The sequence below is a fragment of the Paludibacterium paludis genome, from assembly GCF_018802605.1.
Classification (GTDB): Bacteria; Pseudomonadota; Gammaproteobacteria; order Burkholderiales; family Chromobacteriaceae; genus Paludibacterium; species Paludibacterium paludis.
In genome coordinates this window covers 502,673-521,079 of record NZ_CP069161.1, presented here as the reverse complement: position 1 = coordinate 521,079, position 18,407 = coordinate 502,673, and the positions used below count along the sequence as shown (strand labels likewise).

The 18,407-nt window shown below is 60.4% G+C and carries 17 protein-coding genes; 12 read left to right on the top strand and 5 right to left on the bottom strand.

The window, feature by feature from the left end; genetic code table 11:
- Positions 1 to 280: 280 nt before the first annotated feature.
- From JNO50_RS02440 to JNO50_RS02430, 3 genes are all read right to left on the bottom strand, one after another.
- A complete protein-coding gene (locus JNO50_RS02440) occupies positions 281 to 1,027 on the bottom strand; it encodes a substrate-binding periplasmic protein (RefSeq protein ID WP_189533808.1) in 747 nt (248 codons plus the stop codon).
- Positions 1,028 to 1,184: 157 nt separating this feature from the next.
- The gene (locus JNO50_RS02435; protein WP_189533811.1) at positions 1,185 to 2,345 is read right to left on the bottom strand and encodes an enolase C-terminal domain-like protein; all 1,161 of its coding nucleotides are present in this window, start codon (positions 2,343 to 2,345) and stop codon (positions 1,185 to 1,187) included.
- 79 nt (positions 2,346 to 2,424) lie between these two features.
- Positions 2,425 to 2,739, bottom strand: a complete 315-nt coding sequence (locus JNO50_RS02430) for a hypothetical protein (RefSeq protein ID WP_189533813.1) — start codon at positions 2,737 to 2,739, stop codon at positions 2,425 to 2,427.
- A gap of 290 nt (positions 2,740 to 3,029) precedes the next feature.
- Between JNO50_RS02430 and JNO50_RS02425 the strand changes: the two genes are divergently transcribed.
- From JNO50_RS02425 to JNO50_RS02410, 4 genes are all read left to right on the top strand, one after another.
- Complete coding sequence (locus JNO50_RS02425) at positions 3,030 to 3,626, top strand: PEP-CTERM sorting domain-containing protein (protein ID WP_189533815.1); 597 nt, start codon at positions 3,030 to 3,032, stop codon at positions 3,624 to 3,626.
- Positions 3,627 to 3,849: 223 nt separating this feature from the next.
- On the top strand, positions 3,850 to 4,599 hold the full coding sequence (locus JNO50_RS02420) for a PEP-CTERM sorting domain-containing protein (RefSeq protein WP_189533817.1): 750 nt from the start codon (positions 3,850 to 3,852) through the stop codon (positions 4,597 to 4,599).
- Between the two features lie 288 nt (positions 4,600 to 4,887).
- Positions 4,888 to 6,279: an MFS transporter gene (locus tag JNO50_RS02415; protein WP_229804666.1), complete on the top strand. Its 1,392-nt coding sequence runs from the start codon at positions 4,888 to 4,890 to the stop codon at positions 6,277 to 6,279.
- Between the two features lie 208 nt (positions 6,280 to 6,487).
- Complete coding sequence (locus JNO50_RS02410; RefSeq protein WP_229804667.1) at positions 6,488 to 8,104, top strand: phosphoethanolamine transferase; 1,617 nt, start codon at positions 6,488 to 6,490, stop codon at positions 8,102 to 8,104.
- Between the two features lie 12 nt (positions 8,105 to 8,116).
- Here JNO50_RS02410 and JNO50_RS02405 read toward each other — a convergent pair whose 3' ends face one another.
- Positions 8,117 to 8,734: a response regulator transcription factor gene (locus JNO50_RS02405; RefSeq protein ID WP_189533819.1), complete on the bottom strand. Its 618-nt coding sequence runs from the start codon at positions 8,732 to 8,734 to the stop codon at positions 8,117 to 8,119.
- Between the two features lie 156 nt (positions 8,735 to 8,890).
- Complete coding sequence (locus JNO50_RS02400; RefSeq protein WP_189533821.1) at positions 8,891 to 11,254, bottom strand: penicillin-binding protein 1A; 2,364 nt, start codon at positions 11,252 to 11,254, stop codon at positions 8,891 to 8,893.
- Positions 11,255 to 11,370: 116 nt separating this feature from the next.
- Between JNO50_RS02400 and pilM the strand changes: the two genes are divergently transcribed.
- The 8 genes from pilM (at position 11,371) to JNO50_RS02360 (ending at position 18,391) form a co-directional block, all read left to right on the top strand.
- A complete protein-coding gene (gene pilM, locus JNO50_RS02395; protein ID WP_189533823.1) occupies positions 11,371 to 12,465 on the top strand; it encodes a type IV pilus assembly protein PilM in 1,095 nt (364 codons plus the stop codon).
- Positions 12,462 to 13,046, top strand: a complete 585-nt coding sequence (locus JNO50_RS02390) for a PilN domain-containing protein (protein WP_189533825.1) — start codon at positions 12,462 to 12,464, stop codon at positions 13,044 to 13,046. Before pilM ends, JNO50_RS02390 begins: the two co-directional genes overlap by 4 nt.
- Positions 13,043 to 13,675 carry a type IV pilus inner membrane component PilO gene (locus JNO50_RS02385; protein ID WP_189533827.1) on the top strand — a complete coding sequence of 211 codons (633 nt, stop codon included), beginning with the start codon at positions 13,043 to 13,045 and terminating at the stop codon, positions 13,673 to 13,675. Before JNO50_RS02390 ends, JNO50_RS02385 begins: the two co-directional genes overlap by 4 nt.
- Entirely contained in the window at positions 13,672 to 14,187 is a 516-nt protein-coding gene (locus tag JNO50_RS02380) for a pilus assembly protein PilP (RefSeq protein ID WP_189533828.1), read from the top strand. The genes JNO50_RS02385 and JNO50_RS02380 overlap by 4 nt, the downstream gene beginning before the upstream one ends.
- Positions 14,184 to 16,223, top strand: coding sequence for a type IV pilus secretin PilQ (locus tag JNO50_RS02375; protein WP_189533830.1), 2,040 nt, complete (start codon positions 14,184 to 14,186; stop codon positions 16,221 to 16,223). Before JNO50_RS02380 ends, JNO50_RS02375 begins: the two co-directional genes overlap by 4 nt.
- Positions 16,224 to 16,246: 23 nt before the next feature.
- Positions 16,247 to 16,792 carry a shikimate kinase gene (locus JNO50_RS02370; protein WP_189533832.1) on the top strand — a complete coding sequence of 182 codons (546 nt, stop codon included), beginning with the start codon at positions 16,247 to 16,249 and terminating at the stop codon, positions 16,790 to 16,792.
- A 1-nt stretch (position 16,793) separates the two neighbouring features.
- The gene (gene aroB / locus JNO50_RS02365; RefSeq protein WP_189533834.1) at positions 16,794 to 17,891 is read left to right on the top strand and encodes a 3-dehydroquinate synthase; all 1,098 of its coding nucleotides are present in this window, start codon (positions 16,794 to 16,796) and stop codon (positions 17,889 to 17,891) included.
- Positions 17,892 to 18,019: 128 nt separating this feature from the next.
- Positions 18,020 to 18,391 carry a type IV pilus assembly protein FimV gene (locus JNO50_RS02360; RefSeq protein ID WP_229804669.1) on the top strand — a complete coding sequence of 124 codons (372 nt, stop codon included), beginning with the start codon at positions 18,020 to 18,022 and terminating at the stop codon, positions 18,389 to 18,391.
- The last annotated feature ends 16 nt before the right edge of the window (positions 18,392 to 18,407 follow it).

Sequence of the window (18,407 nt, the reverse complement as noted above, 5' to 3'; positions counted from 1 at the left end):
CCATGGCTACCCACGCCATGTTGACATACCCCCCATTACGGGAATGATGTATCCATGGAGAGCACAAGCAAAACGCGTACTGCAGCAACTCAACGGTAACGACAAAGGAAATATCGCTCGGAACAACGGAAACGTATGAAACTGCCGACCATGGGGATTGAATAGAGAGGAAAAAAACAGGAAGAATATTGAAAAACAACAGGAAATCGTGTGATTCAAGCCTAACTCATTTCCATCTCGCTGGCTAACGGATGGAAAAATCGTGTTTTTTTAAATTCAGCTACGGAGACAAACCGGGAACTACCGTTTGTATGGATCGATTGATCCGCTGCATGATATCTGCACTGACATTTTTGCTACACATAATGTAACGCCTAAGCCCTTCAGGAATATCCTTGAATTTCAATACGACCAATCTATCGGTATCTATCTCCTTTTTTTGCAGCAAAAAATTGTAATCTTCCACATCGATAATCATATAATCGGCACGATGCATGGCAATCATGCGCGCAAGCCCATCCGGCGTCACATTGGAATCCATCGCAGTGGTTGTCGCATTATTAATCATGCCATCCAGATCAGGACCATAGGATACGCCGGACACAATACCAAGACGGTAATCTTTATTGTTTAATAAAGATTTAAACGTACTCATAGATTGAATCTGTTTCGCCACTTGCACATTGGCCAATACAATCTGTGGTTTATCCTGATGAATTGCCAGCGTAAATTGGGCGAAGACCTCGCGATCGGGAATTTTATACCATCCCGGAGAACAAACTGTTTTCTTGTTGTCTTTAATATCCTGAACAATGCGTTTTACCGGGATTTGCTCATATTTGGCTGGCACGGCTGCGCGGCGTAAAATCTCCACGGTGCGCTCAAGCAGAAAACCGGCAGGCCGTCCTTCCTTACTGTAGCTATAGGGCGGCTTATCACGATACTGAATGGAAATAACCACTTCCTCGGCAAAACATGCGTGAGCAAGGCAGATGGCGACAATTGATCCAGCGCATCGCTTAGCCATGTTTCCCCTCCTAAGTGATCGGGCAATGGCACGAGAGCAGCGGAAGCGCCCACCTGCACTTGCGAATGTTTCATGCTTGAAGTTTATGCTAAGAGTAAGGAACAACAATAGCGTTTTGACCGGAGAACTATCGTGTCAGACCGACACGCCCGCCCGATCAATCAAGGCCCAACGCGCGGAACACCGACCAGACAGGCCCGTGCAGCTCAAAACCGATGCCGGGTGCGTCAGGAAGTCTGGTAATGCCGTTCTCGACGGGAATACCGGGGAACACGCCCCGGAATGGGTCAAAAGCCAGCGGGTTGATCTCGGCGCCACCGAGCCCCAGGGCGGCGACAAGGTGCAGGGAAAACAAATGTCCGCCATGGGGCCAGAATGCCCGACGCGGCCAACCGTGGTCGAGCAGATACCCGACAATATCAAGATATCCGGTCAGGCCATAACAATGAACGGGATCGAACACCAGGATGTCGTGCTCGCGCCGCAATCCGCCATGGCGATCCAGCAATTTCGCCTCCGCAACGGAAAACAGCGCCTCGCCGGCGGCGATCGGCCCTGGATAAGTTGCCGCGATCAGCGACTGGGTATCGAAATCCAGTGGATCGCACACATCTTCGAACCACCACAGGCCATGACCGGCCAGCGCCCCGGCTGCGGCCAGGGCCTGCTGCGGGGTATAGCGGTTCATCGCATCCACGGCCAACCGCTCCGAACCGCCAAGCTGCGCGGCGGCGGTTTCGATCCGCCGCAAGTCCGTTTCCAGGCCGGCTCCCGTCTTGATTTTGGCATGGGTGAACCCCTGATCGGCGAAGATGCGCATTTCATCTGCCAGCCGTTCAAGATCGTTCAGGGGATACGGATAGCCGCCTCCCGCGTACACCCTCACTTCCGGTTCGGGATCTCGCTCCAGGTAGTCGGCCAACAACACGCTCAACGGCAAATCGGCGGCTTTTGCCGCCGCGTCCCAAAGAGCCATGTCGAGCGCCCCGACCGCCACGCACCGCTCACCGTGGCCACCGGGTTTTTCTCCTGCCATCATCACCGCCCAGGCTCGGGCAGGATCGAGGCGTTGCCCTGCCGCGTCAAGCAAGGTATCGGGAGCCGCACCGATAAGACGCGGAGCGAAGCGCTCGCGAATGAGACCGCCCTGGCCATAACGGCCGATCGACGCAAATCCATAGCCGACAACAGGTCGGTCGCCATGCCTCAGATCGGTAGCGACAGCCACCATGCTCGTTGTCAGTCCGCTCCCGGGCAGGGCCGGATCAGCATAGCGGGAAAGAGGAATGGTCAGCTCGCGGATATCGGTGATACGCATCGGTTACCCACTCCCGACAGGATCAGGAAAAGACGGGGATGCCGCACCCCGTGCCTGCGGCCAATCGCGCTAGTGGCGTTCACATCCCCTTGCGTTTGGCCCGACGCGCGACAAGAACCAGCATCCCCAGCCCAGCCAGAATCAGAATGTCCTGCCCGGCCAGCAGCGCCAGCGCCGGCATTGCGCCGGGAACGCGCAGGGGGGGTTTGCTCTGCTCGTCAAATGAGGGGCACGCGACAAAGTCCCTGGAGAGCAATGCTCCAGCCTGCGCACAGCGCGGTTTGGCCACGATGCGGTCCGGCACGGAGATCAGGTCCGCGTGCGCGGACGCTCCGGCGGCGGCCAGCGCCAGCACCGCGGACATGCGGCAAAAGAGTCGGAGCAAGAAAAGCATGGGCCTTCAGCTGCGCAATCGGCACAGATTCATAATGGATACCCGTGCAATCTACCATCACTTTACCCATCAATCCCCTGGCAATAATTTTCATAAAAAAATGATAAACAATCCAAAAAGACTTGACATACGGTTTGTCTTCATCCGCCCCGTCCATAATGCCAGCTGGAAAAATATATTTTTGTTCTACCATCTTTAAATGAACTCGCATATCTGTTTTCACAGAAAGCCGCTCGAGGCAGCAGGAGAGTCCGACGATTCATCCATCATCATTACCGAGATCCGACACCATGAAAACACTTCTGTTTCTGGGCATGACCGCCCTGAGTATCGGCACGGCACAAGCGGCGCTGACCAATGTCGCGCTCAATAGCAGCGTCACGCTGCAGGGCAACCATTTCGGCAACGCCGGCGGATGGGGCGGCTCCGTCCTCGCTCCGGCAGCGAGCATCACTGACGGCATCCTGCTGCCTAACGGGCGGCAATGGAATACCGGCACGGTATTCTGGGCCGGCCCACCACGTCAGGACAGCATCACCATCGCGTTGCGTGGTTCATCGCTGGTGCAATCGATCCTGCTGCAGGCCGACAGCAATGACCTTTACACTATTCGCTACCGGGACACATCGAACACTTGGCATAATCTGACCACGTTAGACTTACCGACAAGGTGGGGACTGAACACCCGCTCGTACACATTGAACCGAGCCATTCACGCCACGGCTTTCTCCATCTTGGCGGCGGGAGGCGACAACCATTTCTCCGTCTCCGAATTCCAGGCCTGGGGCATCACCTCGGCCGTGCCCGAACCGGAAACCTATGCCTTGGTGGGCATGGGGCTGGTTGCCTTGACGTTGCGGCTTCGCAACAGAAAAACACACCGCTGACCTGATCATCACCTGCGCGGGAAGGCCCGATTTAACGGGTTTTCCTGTGTGATGGCACACCCAGTCCTCCCCCATACCCCATCCGGAAAATGCCAAACGCATTGACAGTAAATATTGCATTCAGACTTAACAAGATCCATAAAGTAAGCCTTATCCCTGCCCCGCCCCATCATGCGAAGCCGGGAGTTCCGTTTCGATAAAAAGAATTGTTAAGGATGCGTTCATGAAAAAATCAGTGAGCAGTCTGGTCCTGGCAATGTTTTTGTTGTCGGGGACGGCATGGTCCAGCACCATCGCCTATATGTCGGGAAGCAGTGAGCCGTGGGGCAGTAACAGCAACATCTCCGCCATGAACATTGCATTTGGCAGCGGCAAGTGGAACCGCATTTCGTTCAGCGACTCCTTCAGCAAGTATTCAACGCTCTATATCGATGGAGGCGGCAACACCAGCACAGATTTCGGCGCCTTCGTCAGGGCCAACCGCTCGGCACTGGAGAATTACGTGCTCGCGGGAGGACGCCTGTTCCTGAACGCGGCGGTATGGGGCGATGGAACTTCGCTGGTTTTCGGCGCATCGATCGGCAATGAAGGCGAACCTTACTCCAGCCGGGGCTACGCGGAGGACATCACCAACCCGATTTTCAATGGCGCGGGCGCGAGTTGGGGTGGCGACAATTTCTCCCATAGCGAGGTGCAGGCCGCGGGCTTCACCACATTCATCACCGGCCAGAGCGGAAATGCGATCCTCAGTGGTGCGCGCAAGGGCAAAGGCTATGTGCTGATCGGCACCCAAACCAACACCGATTTCCATTATTCGCTCAATGACTCGGATCCTTTCCAGCTGCGCGTGAACGAATTGAGGTATGTCGCCCAGGTCAACACGATTCCCGAGCCGGAAACCTATGCGCTGATGGGCTTCGGGCTGGTTGCGCTGACCTTGCGCATGCGGCGCCGCAAAACCACGCCGCGCTGAACATCGCCTACGCGATCGCTTGAGGCGACAGAGCCGCCTTGACGACAAAGAAGAGGAGCCGGTTGTCCCGCCATGGACCATCCTCGCGCTCCTCTTCTCCCTCCGGCCCAGACTGTCATGCCATCATTCCGGCCCCACGTCCGGGATCAATGCCGGAAGCACACCCGGCGGGTTCCGTCGCCGCGCGAAGCAACGCGTCCAGGGCATAGTATTTATTTGCAATACACCTCTGATATCCTGTCCGACACGGTGCTAGACTGAGTGCCACTGACCCCGTTAGCGACTGCCATGCTGAAGTTCGACCGAGCCATGCTCACCCCCCTGATCGTGGCTACCGCGCTGTTCATGGAAAACATGGATGCGACGGTGATTTCCACCTCCTTGCCCGCGATAGCGCGCGACCTGTCGGTGGACCCCATTTCCCTGAAACTGGCACTGACGTCCTATCTTGTCAGCCTTGCCGTGTTCATTCCGGTCAGCGGCTGGATGGCCGACCGGCACGGGGCAAGACGGATTTTCCGGTGGGCGATCGCCGTTTTCATCTTCGGTTCACTGATGTGCGCCTTTTCCAGTACGCTGGAAGGCTTCGTCCTGGCCCGTTTCGTTCAGGGCATGGGCGGCGCGATGATGGTACCGGTCGGGAGGCTCGTCATCGTCCGCACAACCCGCAAATCCGAACTGGTCAAAGCGCTCAGTTATCTGACGGTACCCGCGCTGCTCGGCCCGGTGATCGGCCCTCCGCTTGGCGGCTTCATCAGCACCTATTTTCACTGGCGATGGATTTTTTTCATCAACGTGCCCATCGGCGTGCTCGGTTTCGCGCTGGCCGCGCGTTTCATCGAGAATCACCGGGAGGACAACGTTCCTCCACTGGATCTGAAGGGCTTTCTGCTGTCGGGAGTCGGGTTGTCGGCTCTGATGATGGGGCTGGCAACCGAAGGCAAGCACATGCTCTCATCGGCGATGTCGGGCGCGTTGACGATGGGCGGCGCGGGATTGCTGTTGCTCTATGTCCGGCATTTCAGACGCAGCAGCCATCCGCTGCTGGATCTGTCTTTGCTGGGCACGCCAACCTTTCACGCCAGTGTGGTGGGAGGATTTCTGTTCCGAGTGGGCATCGGCGCCACGCCTTTCCTGCTGCCCCTGATGCTGCAGCTCGGCTTCGGCTTCAGTCCGTTCGAATCGGGACTGCTCACCTGCTCTACCGCCATCGGGGCATTGTTCATGAAAACCATCGTCTCACGTATCCTGGGACGCTACGGTTTCAAGCGGGTGCTGGTCGCCAACAGCATTCTGGCGGGATTCTCCATCGCGATTTTCGGTCTTTTCGACCCGCGCACCCCTCATGCGCTGATGCTCGCGGTGTTTCTGCTCGGAGGCTGCCTGCGCTCCTTGCAGTTCACCAGTCTGAACGCTATCGCCTTTGCCGATGTCACCCCGGAGCGGATGAGCCACGCCACAAGTCTCTCCAGCGTGGCGCAGCAACTGGCGGCGGGCTTCGGCGTCACGGCTGGCGCCTTCGCCTTGCAAGGCATAGCATTCGCCAACGGTCACGCCATACCGCACACGGCGGATTATGGCCTCGCGTTCGTTGCCATGGGCGGGCTGACCGCCCTCTCGTGCCAACTGTTCCGGCGCCTTGACCGGCATGCCGGCGCGCAACTGGCACAGGGCCGCTGACGGCCGCGCGCACGGACCGCGGCCATGACCGGTGTTTCGGGTTCCATCCGCAACGGGCCGAATTCCTGAGTCAGGACAGACCGGTATCCGGCGTCCCCATGCGGCCACACTCCCCCGCGCCATCGGGGTCAAGGTTGAAGCCCCTCCGTCATGTAGGCATACTCTTGCCTTCGTGGCCGCCTGGTCGAAGAATCCGGAGTCGAGTATTGTGGTAAAACGCCCGCTGCGCAGTGAAGTCGTTACCCTGGCCGTATCGGCCCTTTTGCTGCTCTGCTACAACTATCCCTTCTGGACCCGGCTGATCGCCTTTGTCGATCCGGTGAGTCCGAAGGATTGGGGATTTATCGGCGTGGCTGGCCTGCTGGTCCTGGCTTACTACAATCTGGTGCTCAGTCTTGTCGCATCGCCCTATGTCTTCAAACCGCTGGCGATCGGGCTTCTCGTACTTTCCTCGTTCGTCACGTATTTCATGAACCAGTACGGCGTGATGATTGATGCGCGCATGATACAGAACGTCATGGAGACCAACCGCGCCGAGTCGCTCGACCTGCTGACCTTCAAAATGGCGGGGTACTTTATCGTCCTCGGAGTCATTCCTTCCATAGCCGTATGGCGCCTTCCCGTCGCGTGGAGACCTTTCTGGCGCGAGCTTGGCGTGCGCGTACTGTCCGCGATAGCCAGCTTCGCGGTGATACTGGCCATCGCCATGCTGTTTTATCAGGAGTTCGCCTCGCTGTTCCGAAACCATCGCGAAATCCGCCTGCTGCTGATTCCGTCCAACGCCTTGCAAGCGACCTGGGGGTACGTGAACGACACTTACCTGACCCGCCCGACCGTCGTCGCGCCCCTGGGCACGGATGCCAAAAAAGGCCCGCAATGGGCGCAGCGCAAGCGGCGCAGCCTGACAGTGATCGTAGTGGGGGAAACCGCCCGCGCGGAAAACTTCGGTCTGAATGGCTATGCCCGCAATACGACTCCGCAACTGGCCCGCGAACCCGGCGTGATCAATCTGCCGAATGTCTGGTCATGCGGGACCGAAACGGCCGTCTCGCTGCCCTGCATGTTTTCTAATTTGACCCGCGAAGGGTACAGCGACAGCAAGGCCAAGGGACAGGAAGGGCTGCTGGACGTGATTCAGCGAGCCGGTTTCGCGGTGCAGTGGCGTGACAATCAGTCAGGATGCAAGGGCGTCTGCGACAGGGTTCCGACGATCAGCACGACGGATCTTGCCATACCGGAGTTCTGCGACACCGAGTGCCATGACGAAATCATGCTGCAAGGACTGAGGGAGGCCTCGAACAAAGCCGGCAAGGACATGGTCGTGGTTCTGCACATGATGGGCAGTCACGGACCTGCCTACTTTCAGCGCTATCCGGCCCGCTTCGAAACCTTCAAGCCGGTCTGCAAAACCAGCCAGCTCGACCGCTGCGATCGTCAGGGAATTGTAAACGCTTACGATAATACAATCTTATATACAGATTACGTACTGTCGCGCACCATCGAGTTGCTCAAGAAAAATGCCGATCTCGACACGGCGATGATCTATCTGTCCGACCATGGCGAATCGCTTGGCGAACACGGCATGTACCTGCACGGCGCCCCGTATTTCGTCGCGCCGGACCAGCAAAAGCACATCGCCGCGGCGCTGTGGCTGTCGGCCAACTTCCAGAACGATTTCAAGGTTGACGGGCGCTGCCTCAAAGCGCGCAGCGACCGGCGGTATACGCACGACTATCTGTTCCATTCCGTATTGGGTTTGCTGGATATCCAGACCTCGGTTTACCGGCCGGCCCTTGATCTGTTCGCGCCTTGCCGCACCGGATAAGCCCCGCGGGCGTCAGCCCAGACCGTGAAAGCGCGCGTAGTCGATCAGTTCGAGCGTTGATGCGAGGCCGAGTTTTTCCTGCATGCGCGCCTTGTAGGTACTGATCGTTTTAGGACTCAGATACAAGCGCTCGGCGATCGCCTTGTTGCGCATTCCTCCGGCCATCAGGGTCAGCACCGACAGTTCACGCCGGCTCAGGCAGATATCGGGCGCGACGGCGATCTGTTCATGACCCCGGGCTCCGTCGGTTTCGGGAAAAACCAGAAAACCGGCCAGCACTGAACGGGCGGCCTGCAACAGGACGCCGGGCTCCGCATTCTTGGACACGTAGCCACTGGCGCCTTCGCGCCGCGCCCGCGCAACGTGCACGGCATCGTCCCGCGTGCTGAACACCAGCACGCGGATCTCCGGGTCGATCGTCCGTATCTTGCGAATCAGCGTCAACCCATCGTTCCGGCCGAGCATCATGTCCAGTATCACCAGATCGGGCGGCAATTGCCGGATCAGCGCCATCATTTCTTCCGGTCCGGATGCTTCTCCCACAAAGAGGCAATCATCCTGCCCCCCGAAGGTGTTCCTGACGGCCAGCCTTACCACAGGGTGGTCGTCGACGACGATGATGGATTTCATAACACTCCGGCTCCTTGCCTCTATGGCATTGCATCTGACAGCCGGATTCTGGCGGAAACCTCATCAGAGTGGATTAGGACAACTCCGAAATGCAAAAACCCGTCACGGCTCGCACGCGTGACGGGTTCGTTTCCTGCGGATGGGATGATCAGCAGATCAGAACAGCTGCTCCTTCACGTTCTCAACGGCATCCCGCACCGGAGCATCGCTTTGAGCGGCTGACGCATCCTCATCGGACGGCCCGTCGCTCGGCACGGTCCCCTGGTTATCCAGATGGATTTCCGGATTCGGTTTCGGGAATTCGTCGTAGTAATATTCGTCGCCCCCCCTCAGGCCGGCCCCCGGCTTCACCGTGATGCCGGCGGGCACCGGCATGTCGACCTCTGGCACGCCCTTGAGCGCATTGGTCATGTAATTGATCCAGATCGGCAAAGCCGCGGTTCCACCATATCCATAGCGTCCCAGGCTGCGCGGCTGGTCGTAGCCTACCCAGGTGGCGGCGACCAGACCGGGATTGAAGCCGACGAACCACGCATCCTTGAAATCGCTCGTGGTGCCGGTCTTGCCGGCCAGATCCTGACGTCCGATCGCCATCGCCCGTGCAGCGGTACCGTACCGCACCACATCGCCCATCATGCTCGTCATGATAAAGGCGTTGCGCGGATCGATCGCCTGCTGCGCGCCCTGCCCGGCCACGGCAGGCACGGTCTTGGCCAGCACCTTGCCTGTCGCGTCCTCGATGCGGTCAATGAAATAGGCCTTGGTGCGATAACCACCATTGGCGAACACCGAATAGCCTTCGGCCATCTGCAGCGCGGTGACCGATCCTGCGCCCAGCGCCATGGTCAAATAAGCCGGGTGCTGCTTCGCGGAAAACCCGAAGCGCTGGATGTACTGTTGGGCGTAGTCAGGACTGATGGCCTTGATCAGACGCACCGAGACCAGGTTGCGCGACAGGGTCAGGGCGCGACGCATGGACATCATGCCAAGGAATTTGCCGTCATCGTTTTTCGGAATCCAGCGCTGGCCGGTTCCATCCTGAAGGTCGACGGTCAATGGCGCGTCGTTGATGATGGTTGAAGGAGGCAGCCCCTTGTCGATCGCGGCCGAATAGATGAACGGCTTGAACGTGGAACCGGGCTGGCGCCATGCCTGCGTCACGTGATTGAAGCTGCGGCGGTTGAAATCGAACCCGCCGACCAGGGAACGGATCGCCCCGGTACGGGTGTCGAGCGAGACGAAGCCGCCCTCGACCTCCGGCATCTGCACGATTTCCCAGTACCCCTTCTCGTTGGCCCTGACGCGGATCACCGCTCCGGGACGGATCTGCTGGGCGGCAGGAAGGCGTGGATTGAGCGCGCGTCGGGCGAAATCGAGACCAGGCCCCTTGACCGAGGCGATCTTGCCGCCGCGCAGATAGGCCCGCACTTCGACCGGCGACGCGCTTTGCACGATCGCGGCGAGCATGTCGCCGCTGTCGCGGATCTCGGAGAGCGCGTCATCCAGCACTTCGGACGGATCCTCGCCCTGTGACTCCCGGGTGTCGATGAAACTCTCCGGGCCCCGGTAGCCGTGCTTGCGGTCGAAATCGATGAGCCCCGCGCGCAATGCGTCGTAGGCCCACTGCTGGTCATGGCTGTTGATAGTGGTCACGACGCGGAAACCGTCGGTATAGGCTTTCTCGCGATACCGCTCGTACATCGCCTGCCGAGCCATTTCCGCAACATATTGCGCGGGAAAACTGTTGTCCAGAGCCTGACTAACCACCTTAAGTTTGACCTGCATCGCATCGTCATACTGTTCAGGGGTGATAAAGTTCAGATCTTTCATGCGGCGCAGCACGTATTGCTGGCGCAATGTGGCCCGCTCCGGATTGACGATGGGATTGTACGCGGACGGTGCCTTGGGCAACCCTGCCAGCATAGCCATCTCGGCGATATTCAGGTCCTTGATGGACTTGCCGAAATAGGCCTGCGCCGCTGCGCCGAAACCGTAGGCGCGCTGCCCCAGATAAATCTGGTTGAAATACAGCTCGAGAATCTGATCCTTGGAGAGAGAATGCTCAATCTTGAAGGCAAGCAGGGCCTCGGTAAATTTCCGGGTGAAAGTCTTTTCCGGCGACAGCAGGAAATTGCGGGCCACCTGCATGGTGATGGTGCTGGCGCCCAGCTTGCTGTGCCCGGTCACGAGGTTGGTCAGCGCCGCGCGGAACACACCGATATAGTCGACTCCGCTATGCTGGTAAAAGCGCTCGTCTTCCGCGGCCAGCACGGCCTGCTTCATCGGTTGCGGAACATCCTGGATGCGCAGGAACGAACGGCGCTCCTCGCCGAACTCGCCGATCAGCACGCCATCGCCGGAATAGACCCGCAACGGGATCTTGGGCCGGTAGTCGGTGAGCGAGTCAAGACTGGGCAAAGTCGGGTAGGTTATGATGATCGCCACGGCCAGCGCACCGGCCGCCACAACGGCGCCACCGATGAACAGACCAGCCAGAATGGCAAGGATTCGCTTAAGCATAGAATGGTCGAAAAGCGTCACAAGAAAAGGGATTATAACGTCTTGGGCAACGGGACAAGACAGTTTCGTTCCGTCCCCCTCCGATCGATAGCCGCCAAGAGGGAGCCAAAGCGCCCATGTTAGCCGAATTTTTTGAGAAAAGTGCCGGCTGGCTGCAACGGGCCGGCTTGCGGCATGCCGCGGCCCAGCCGCTGATCGGAGTGGATATCGGTTCCTCCTCGGTCAAGCTGGTCGAACTGTCACGCACCGGCAGGGCCATACGGCTCGACCGCTACCGTATCGAACCCTTGCCGGCAGGCGCCGTCGAGGAAGGCGCCTTCCATGACATCGAGGCCATCGCCGAAGCCATCGCCAGCGCCTGGCAGGCGCTTGGCACCTCCACCCGGGAGACCGCCTTGGCGATCCCCACCGCCATGGCCATTTACAAAAAGGTGTCGATCCCGGCCAGCGATGCGGATGTTCTCGAAGAACGGGTACGCAACGAGGCGGCCGGCCTGATCCCCTTTCCCATCGACGAAGTCAACCTGGATTTTCAGGTGCTGGGCGCCGCGCAGGGCAATCTGGACGACCTGGAAGTGATGCTGTGCGCGGCCCGCCGGGAGCGGGTCGAGGAGCGCGTCGCCGCGGTCGAGCTCGCGGGTCTGTCGGCGCGCGTCGTCGATGTCGAGTGCTTCGCGTCGATGACCGCGCTCGAGCAGATCCGCCTGCAGATGCCCGATCAGGGGCTCGACCAGACGTTCGCCCTGTTCGAGATCGGGGCTTCGCGCATTCATTGCAGCGTGGTACGCAACGGCGAACAGCTCCATTACCGCGATCTGACTTTTGGCGGGCAGCAACTGACGCGCGACATCCAGCGCCGGCTGGGCGTGGAGACAACGCGTAGCGGCCTGCCCGGAGGCGTCGAGGCCGAGTTGATCCACCCGTTCATCGACACCCTGGCGATGGAGGTGCAGCGCGCACTGCAGTTCTTCTACACCATGGTCAGCCAGAACCGTTACGGACGGATCGACTACATCCTGCTCGCCGGCGGCAGCAGCCTGCTGCCCGGACTCGACGATGCGGTCGCGCTTCGTACCCAGATCAGCACCATGCTCGCCAATCCGTTCGCCACCATGATCCAGGGGCGTGACGTCGCCATCAAGGATCTGCTGGCCGATGCGCCCTCGCTGCTGGTCGCCACCGGCCTTGCCCTCAGGAGGTTCGACCTGTGATCCGGATAAACCTCCTCCCCTACCGCGAACGGCTTCGCGAAGGCCACCGACGTCGATTCCGGCTGCTCCTGATCCTCGCCGTGCTCGTTTCGGCCGCCTTGCTCGCCCTCGCCGCCGTGGCGATCGACGCCGCTATCCGCGACCAGGGGGCCAGGAACGGCAAGCTTGAAGACGCCATCAATACGCTCAACGGCACCTTGCGCCGCGCCGCTTCCCTCAATCGGGAAAAACAGACCCTGATCGAGCGCCAGCAACTGGTGGAAAAACTGCAGGCCGGACGCAACGACGCCGTGCGGCTGCTCGAGCAGTTCTCCCTGCTCACCCCGCCGGGCGTCTACCTGAAGGAAATCAAACCGTCACAGGACGGTCAGCGCATCATCGTCACCGGAATGGCCCAGTCCGCGGAGCGGGTGTCGGCCTATCTGATCCTCTTGGGACAAGGACCGATGCTGAGCGACCCGCAGCTGGATTATCTGCGCGATCCGGCCGACGCCGCTTCGCGCGGCAGCGAATTTTCCCTGTCGGTAAAAGCGTCGCAGGCACCGACTCGCCATGCAGCCTCGGAAGGAGCCCGTCAATGACACTCGACGAACTCAGGCAACTGGATCTGCGTACCATGGCCGACTGGCCGGTGCGGCGGCAATGTTTCGTCGCCGCGCTGCTGGGCACGCTGGTTCTGGCGGGGGGCTACACATTTCTGCTCGATGGGCCGCTCGCCCGGCTGGACGACGCGCGCAGGCAGGAAACCGAGCTGCGACAGACCTATATAGAGAAGCTGCGCGCCGTCCACAGCCTGGCGGAACAGGAACGACAACTGCGCTCGGTGGAAGGGGCGCTCGCGCAACTGATTCGTCAATTGCCGACCCGCTCCAATATCGCGTCGCTTCTGGCCGACATCAATCAGGCCGGCGCGGGGCGCGACGTGCGTTTCGAATTGTTCCGTCCGGAACCGGAAGTCATCAGGGGCGATCTGGCCGAAGTGCCGATTTCCCTTCGCGTCACAGGCACCTACCGGAACGTGGTCGCATTCACCGCCGACATGGCGAAATTGCCGCGTATCGTCACGCTGAGCGAACTGACCCTCGCTCCGGGGAAATCCGGTCGTATGACGCTGCAGGCGAAACTGCGGACCTTCAGGGCTCTGGAAGCCGATGAACAGGCGGCGCGGACCGTCACCAAACCACTGGCCACCGGCAGAAAAACGCCATGAGACACCTCCTGCTCGTCACCCTGCTCCTGACACTCGCCGGATGCGGCGGCTCGCCAGACGACCTCGACGAATGGATGGATCATGCCCGGCGCACCACGCGCGGCAAGGTCGCGCCACTACCCAGTATCACGCAGCACGTCGCGTACGAGATCACGCCAGAGCTGCTGCAAGACCCGTTCGAGCCTGCCCGGCTGTCACAGTTCTCGTACCTTAATCTGCCGTCAGACGCCGATAGCGCCCGGCCGCGCGAGCTGCTGGAAAATTACGAACTCGACAAACTGGAAATGGTCGGCACGCTGACTCGTGGCGGCAAGCGCGAAGCGCTGGTCCGCACGCCGGACGGCATCGTGCAACGCGTCGCGCCGGGCAATCATATCGGCACCCGCTTCGGACGCATCCAGAACGTGCGGGAAGACGGCATGGACATCCGGGAAATGCTGCGGGGAACCGACGGCACCTGGACACAACGCATTACGACATTGGCCCTGAGAGAACCGGAACCCAAACGATGAGACACCGCCAAGGATATCTCCTTACCGCGCTCGCCATTTTCATCGGCCACTGGCCCTGCCACGCCATGGCCGCCCTGACAGGCATGGCACTCTCCCGCTCTTCGCAAGGGGAAGAGATTCTGACCCTGACGTTCGACTCCCCGCCGGGCGACACCCGCGCCTTCATGGTCGATCAACCTCCGCGCCTGAACCTCGATCTTGGCCAGCACCGGCTTACCTTGCCCAAGGAGGCGCTGGAACTGGCAGGAGAGCTGGTTGGCTCGCTGTCGGCCGTCGAGGTTGAGGGCCGTTCACGGCTGGTCGTCAATCTTGCGCGCCAGGCCTCATGGCGCACCCGGGCGGAAGGCAACACGCTTGAGCTCGTGCTGGGCGAAGGCAGCAAGATCGCAGCGCCGGTCCGGGCGGAGGAGACGCCTTTCGCGCTCGACTTCGCCCGGGGCGCGGCCGGCGAGGGGCGTATCGAGCTGACGCTTCCCGCCGGCAATGTCGTGACGGATATCCACCGCAATGGCGCCATCCTCGTCGTGGGACTACCGGGCCAGCGTTTCCCGGCGGGGCGCGAGCGACGCGTGGACGTGACCGATTTCGCCACTCCGGTGAGACGTATCGAGACCCGCAACCAGGGTAAAAAGGCCAAGCTGCTGGTCACGCTCGATCCCAATGCGCAATTCACCAGCTGGCAGGCGGACGGCAAGCTGACGATCCAGGTCGTCAAGCCGGGGCTGAACACCCCCGCGCAGGCGCCCGCGACTCCAGCGGCGCGCCCGAAGGCCGCCGCCTCCCGTGCTGACCGGCTGTCGCTTAATTTCCAGAACATCGATGTGCGCAATCTGCTCCAGGTCATCGCGGAGTTCTCCGGGATGAACATCGTGGTCAGCGACACGGTGACGGGTTCGGTCACGCTCAGGCTCAAGGATGTGCCGTGGGAAGAGGCCCTGGATCTGGTTCTGCAAAGTCGCGACCTGGATCAACGCCGCATGGGCAATATCATTCGCGTCGCGCCGCGCGAGGAATTGGCCAACCATGACCGGCAGATGCTGGAGAGCCGGCAACAACTCGGCAATCTCGCGCCCTTGCAATCCGACACCTTTGTGCTGCGCTACCGTTCGGCGGAGGATTTCCGGAAAATCCTCGACGACCGCTCGCTCGGCGGCAGTAAGGGCGGCACCGTGCTGTCGGAGCGTGGCAGCGTGCTGCTCGACCCCAAAACCAACACACTGATCGTCAACGATACCCGTGAGGTCATCGACAAGATCCGCGGGCTGATCCGCAAGACCGACATACCGGTGCGCCAGGTTCTGATCGAAGCGCGCATCGTGGAAGCGACCGACAATTTCAGCCGGGATCTGGGGGTGAAGCTGAGTTTTGCCCGCTACAGTAAAGACATGCTGTTAGGTAGCACGCTTAATGATGATGGGACGCTGAAAATGCCCGGCATTGGCGTGAACCTGCCGATCAAGACCCCCTACAACTCGGTGGCGGCCCTGTTCCGCGCCGGGGCGAGCGCGGTGATCGGACTCGAGTTGCAGGCGATGCAGGCGGAAGACAAGGGCAAGGTCATTTCCAGTCCGCACGTGCTCACTTCGGACCGGACCGAGGCCCGCATCGAGGAGGGCCAGGAAATCCCCTACCAGTCCGATACCGGCAGCGGAACCAGCATCTCGACCAAGGTCGAGTTCAAAAAGGCGGTGCTGAGCCTCAAGGTCACCCCACAGATCTCCCCGGACAACACGGTCCTGATGAACATCGATCTGTCCAAGGACTCGGCCAATTTCAGCCAGCTCGTGCAGGGTACCCCCTCCATCAATACCAAGAAAATCACCACCCAGGTGCTGATCGAGAACGGGGGGACGGTGGTCATCGGCGGTATCTATGTCGAAGAGCAGAGCGACCTTCAGCAGAAAGTCCCCCTCCTCGGCGACATCCCGGGCATCGGCGCCCTGTTCCGCAGCAAGCAGGCGGCGAACAAGCGCCGGGAATTGCTGGTTTTCATTACGCCGAAGATCATCGCCGACCTGCTTCCGCCCACCCCCTGACAGGCCGGGCGGCCTCGGATACAATGCCTGTCATGGATAATTTGGCAGGCAACCTCTTTCTGGTCGGTCTGATGGGCGCCGGCAAGACCACCGTGGGCCGGGCGCTGGCACGGAGAACCGGCAGGACCTTCTACGACTCGGATCATGAAATCGAGACGCGTTGCGGGGTTCGCGTTGCCACGATCTTCGATATCGAAGGCGAACAACGGTTCCGGGACAGGGAAAGCTCGGTGATCGCCGATCTTGTCGGACTCGACAACATCGTTCTGGCGACCGGCGGCGGGGCGGTGCTGCGGCCCGCCAACCGGGAACTGCTCAAAACGCACGGCAAGGTCATCTACCTGCGCGCCAACATCGATGACTTGCTGTCCCGCACCCTCCATGACCGGAACCGCCCCCTGCTGCGCACCGCCGACCCCAGAGCAAAGCTGGAAAGCCTGTACCGGGAGCGCGACCCGCTCTACCGCGAAATCGCCGATCTCGTCGTCGATACCACCCAGCAAAACGTCAACCTGCTGGTCGCGGAACTCGAACACCTGCTCCGATCCCCCACCCCCCCCAGGAACTGACATGCAGACACTCGACCTCGCGTTGCCGGACACCCGTTACCCCATTCATATCGGCCGGGATCTCCTTAAGCGGGTCGACCTGATCCTGCCCCACCTTCCCGTTCCCCAGGTCGCCATCGTCACCAATACCACCGTGGCGCCCCTCTACCTCGCCACGTTGCAAAACGCGCTGGAGAACGCCGGCATCGCCTGCATCCCGGTGATCCTTCCCGATGGCGAGGAGCACAAGACCTGGGTGTCGCTGAACCGGATTTTCGATGCGCTGCTCGAAGCCCGCGCCGAGCGCAAGATCACGCTGATCGCGCTGGGCGGAGGAGTGATCGGCGACATGACGGGCTTTGCCGCCGCCTGTTATCAGCGCGGAGCCAATTTCATCCAGATTCCGACCACCCTGCTCGCCCAGGTCGACTCATCGGTCGGCGGCAAGACCGCGATCAATCACCCGCTGGGCAAGAACATGATCGGCGCGTTTTATCAGCCGCGCATGGTGCTTGCCGACCTTTCCCTGCTGGAAACCCTGCCCGACAGGGAGATCTCGGCGGGGCTGGCCGAAGTGATCAAATACGCGCTGCTGGGCGACGACGCCTTCTTCGCCTGGCTGGAAGAGCATATCGACGCATTGCGCGGACGCGAACACGATGCGCTCCTTTATGCGGTACGCCGCTCCATCGAGATGAAGGCGGAAATCGTCGCCGAAGACGAAAGGGAACAGGGACGCCGCGCACTGCTCAACCTTGGCCACACATTCGGTCACGCCATCGAGGCGGGGCTGGGCTTCGGAGCCTGGCTGCACGGCGAAGCCGTTGCTGCCGGCATGGTGCTGGCCGCCGAACTGTCACGGGAGTATGGATGGCTTTCGCAACAGGATTGCAACCGGATTGGATATTTGATCGAAAATGCGGGGTTGCCAGTACACGCGCCCGACTTGGGTGTGGCAAACTGGAAGTCACTGATGAGCCACGACAAAAAAGTGGAACAGGGCGCTATCCGTTTTGTCCTTCTCGAACGGCTGGGACGCGCGGTACTGAAAGGGGATGTGGACGATCGCACGCTGGACAGGGTACTGACCGGCGATCGCGTTCGTCCATGTGCAGGCTGATCGCATTCCCCGCATCGTCACCTTCGCCTCCTCCCCTCAGGCCGGACCTCTTCCGGAACAGCGCACCTGATGACCACAACACCGGCCGTCAGTGACACAACAAAGGTAGAGAGAGGGAAAAACACGTGATGATGACAAGCATGATCAGCGGACTGGGCTGCCTGGCCGCCTTGTTACTGTGTCGAAAGGTCTGGCGCTCGGTCTCCTACACCAAGCCGCGGGACAGGGGAATCGACCCGATCGGGGAGGCCGAGGTTTTCCTGGCCTACGGGAAAACCAAGGAGGCCGTCCGCGTGCTGCGCGATGCGCTGGCGGACGAACCGGACAATCTGGCCGCCAAGGTCACCCTGCTCCGGGCCTACTCCTCGGACCGTGACGTCAAGGCTTATTCGCAACTGGCGACGGATGTTCACCCGAGACTGCAGGGGCAGAATGTCTGGAAAACCATCCAGAAAAACGGACGGGACATGGATCCGATGAATCCCCTGTTCAACACCTGAATGGCATCAAGCCGTC

Bases quoted from the DNA above. Each gene is read 5' to 3' on its own strand.
- JNO50_RS02440 (WP_189533808.1), bottom strand. From the start codon at position 1,027: ATGGCTAAGCGATGCGCTGGATCAATTGTCGCCATCTGCCTTGCTCAC.
- JNO50_RS02435 (WP_189533811.1), bottom strand. From the start codon at position 2,345: ATGCGTATCACCGATATCCGCGAGCTGACCATTCCTCTTTCCCGCTAT.
- JNO50_RS02430 (WP_189533813.1), bottom strand. From the start codon at position 2,739: ATGCTTTTCTTGCTCCGACTCTTTTGCCGCATGTCCGCGGTGCTGGCG.
- JNO50_RS02425 (WP_189533815.1), top strand. From the start codon at position 3,030: ATGAAAACACTTCTGTTTCTGGGCATGACCGCCCTGAGTATCGGCACG.
- JNO50_RS02420 (WP_189533817.1), top strand. From the start codon at position 3,850: ATGAAAAAATCAGTGAGCAGTCTGGTCCTGGCAATGTTTTTGTTGTCG.
- JNO50_RS02415 (WP_229804666.1), top strand. From the start codon at position 4,888: ATGCTGAAGTTCGACCGAGCCATGCTCACCCCCCTGATCGTGGCTACC.
- JNO50_RS02405 (WP_189533819.1), bottom strand. From the start codon at position 8,734: ATGAAATCCATCATCGTCGTCGACGACCACCCTGTGGTAAGGCTGGCC.
- JNO50_RS02400 (WP_189533821.1), bottom strand. From the start codon at position 11,254: ATGCTTAAGCGAATCCTTGCCATTCTGGCTGGTCTGTTCATCGGTGGC.
- pilM (WP_189533823.1), top strand. From the start codon at position 11,371: ATGTTAGCCGAATTTTTTGAGAAAAGTGCCGGCTGGCTGCAACGGGCC.
- JNO50_RS02385 (WP_189533827.1), top strand. From the start codon at position 13,043: ATGACACTCGACGAACTCAGGCAACTGGATCTGCGTACCATGGCCGAC.
- JNO50_RS02380 (WP_189533828.1), top strand. From the start codon at position 13,672: ATGAGACACCTCCTGCTCGTCACCCTGCTCCTGACACTCGCCGGATGC.
- JNO50_RS02375 (WP_189533830.1), top strand. From the start codon at position 14,184: ATGAGACACCGCCAAGGATATCTCCTTACCGCGCTCGCCATTTTCATC.
- JNO50_RS02370 (WP_189533832.1), top strand. From the start codon at position 16,247: ATGCCTGTCATGGATAATTTGGCAGGCAACCTCTTTCTGGTCGGTCTG.
- aroB (WP_189533834.1), top strand. From the start codon at position 16,794: ATGCAGACACTCGACCTCGCGTTGCCGGACACCCGTTACCCCATTCAT.
- JNO50_RS02360 (WP_229804669.1), top strand. From the start codon at position 18,020: ATGATGACAAGCATGATCAGCGGACTGGGCTGCCTGGCCGCCTTGTTA.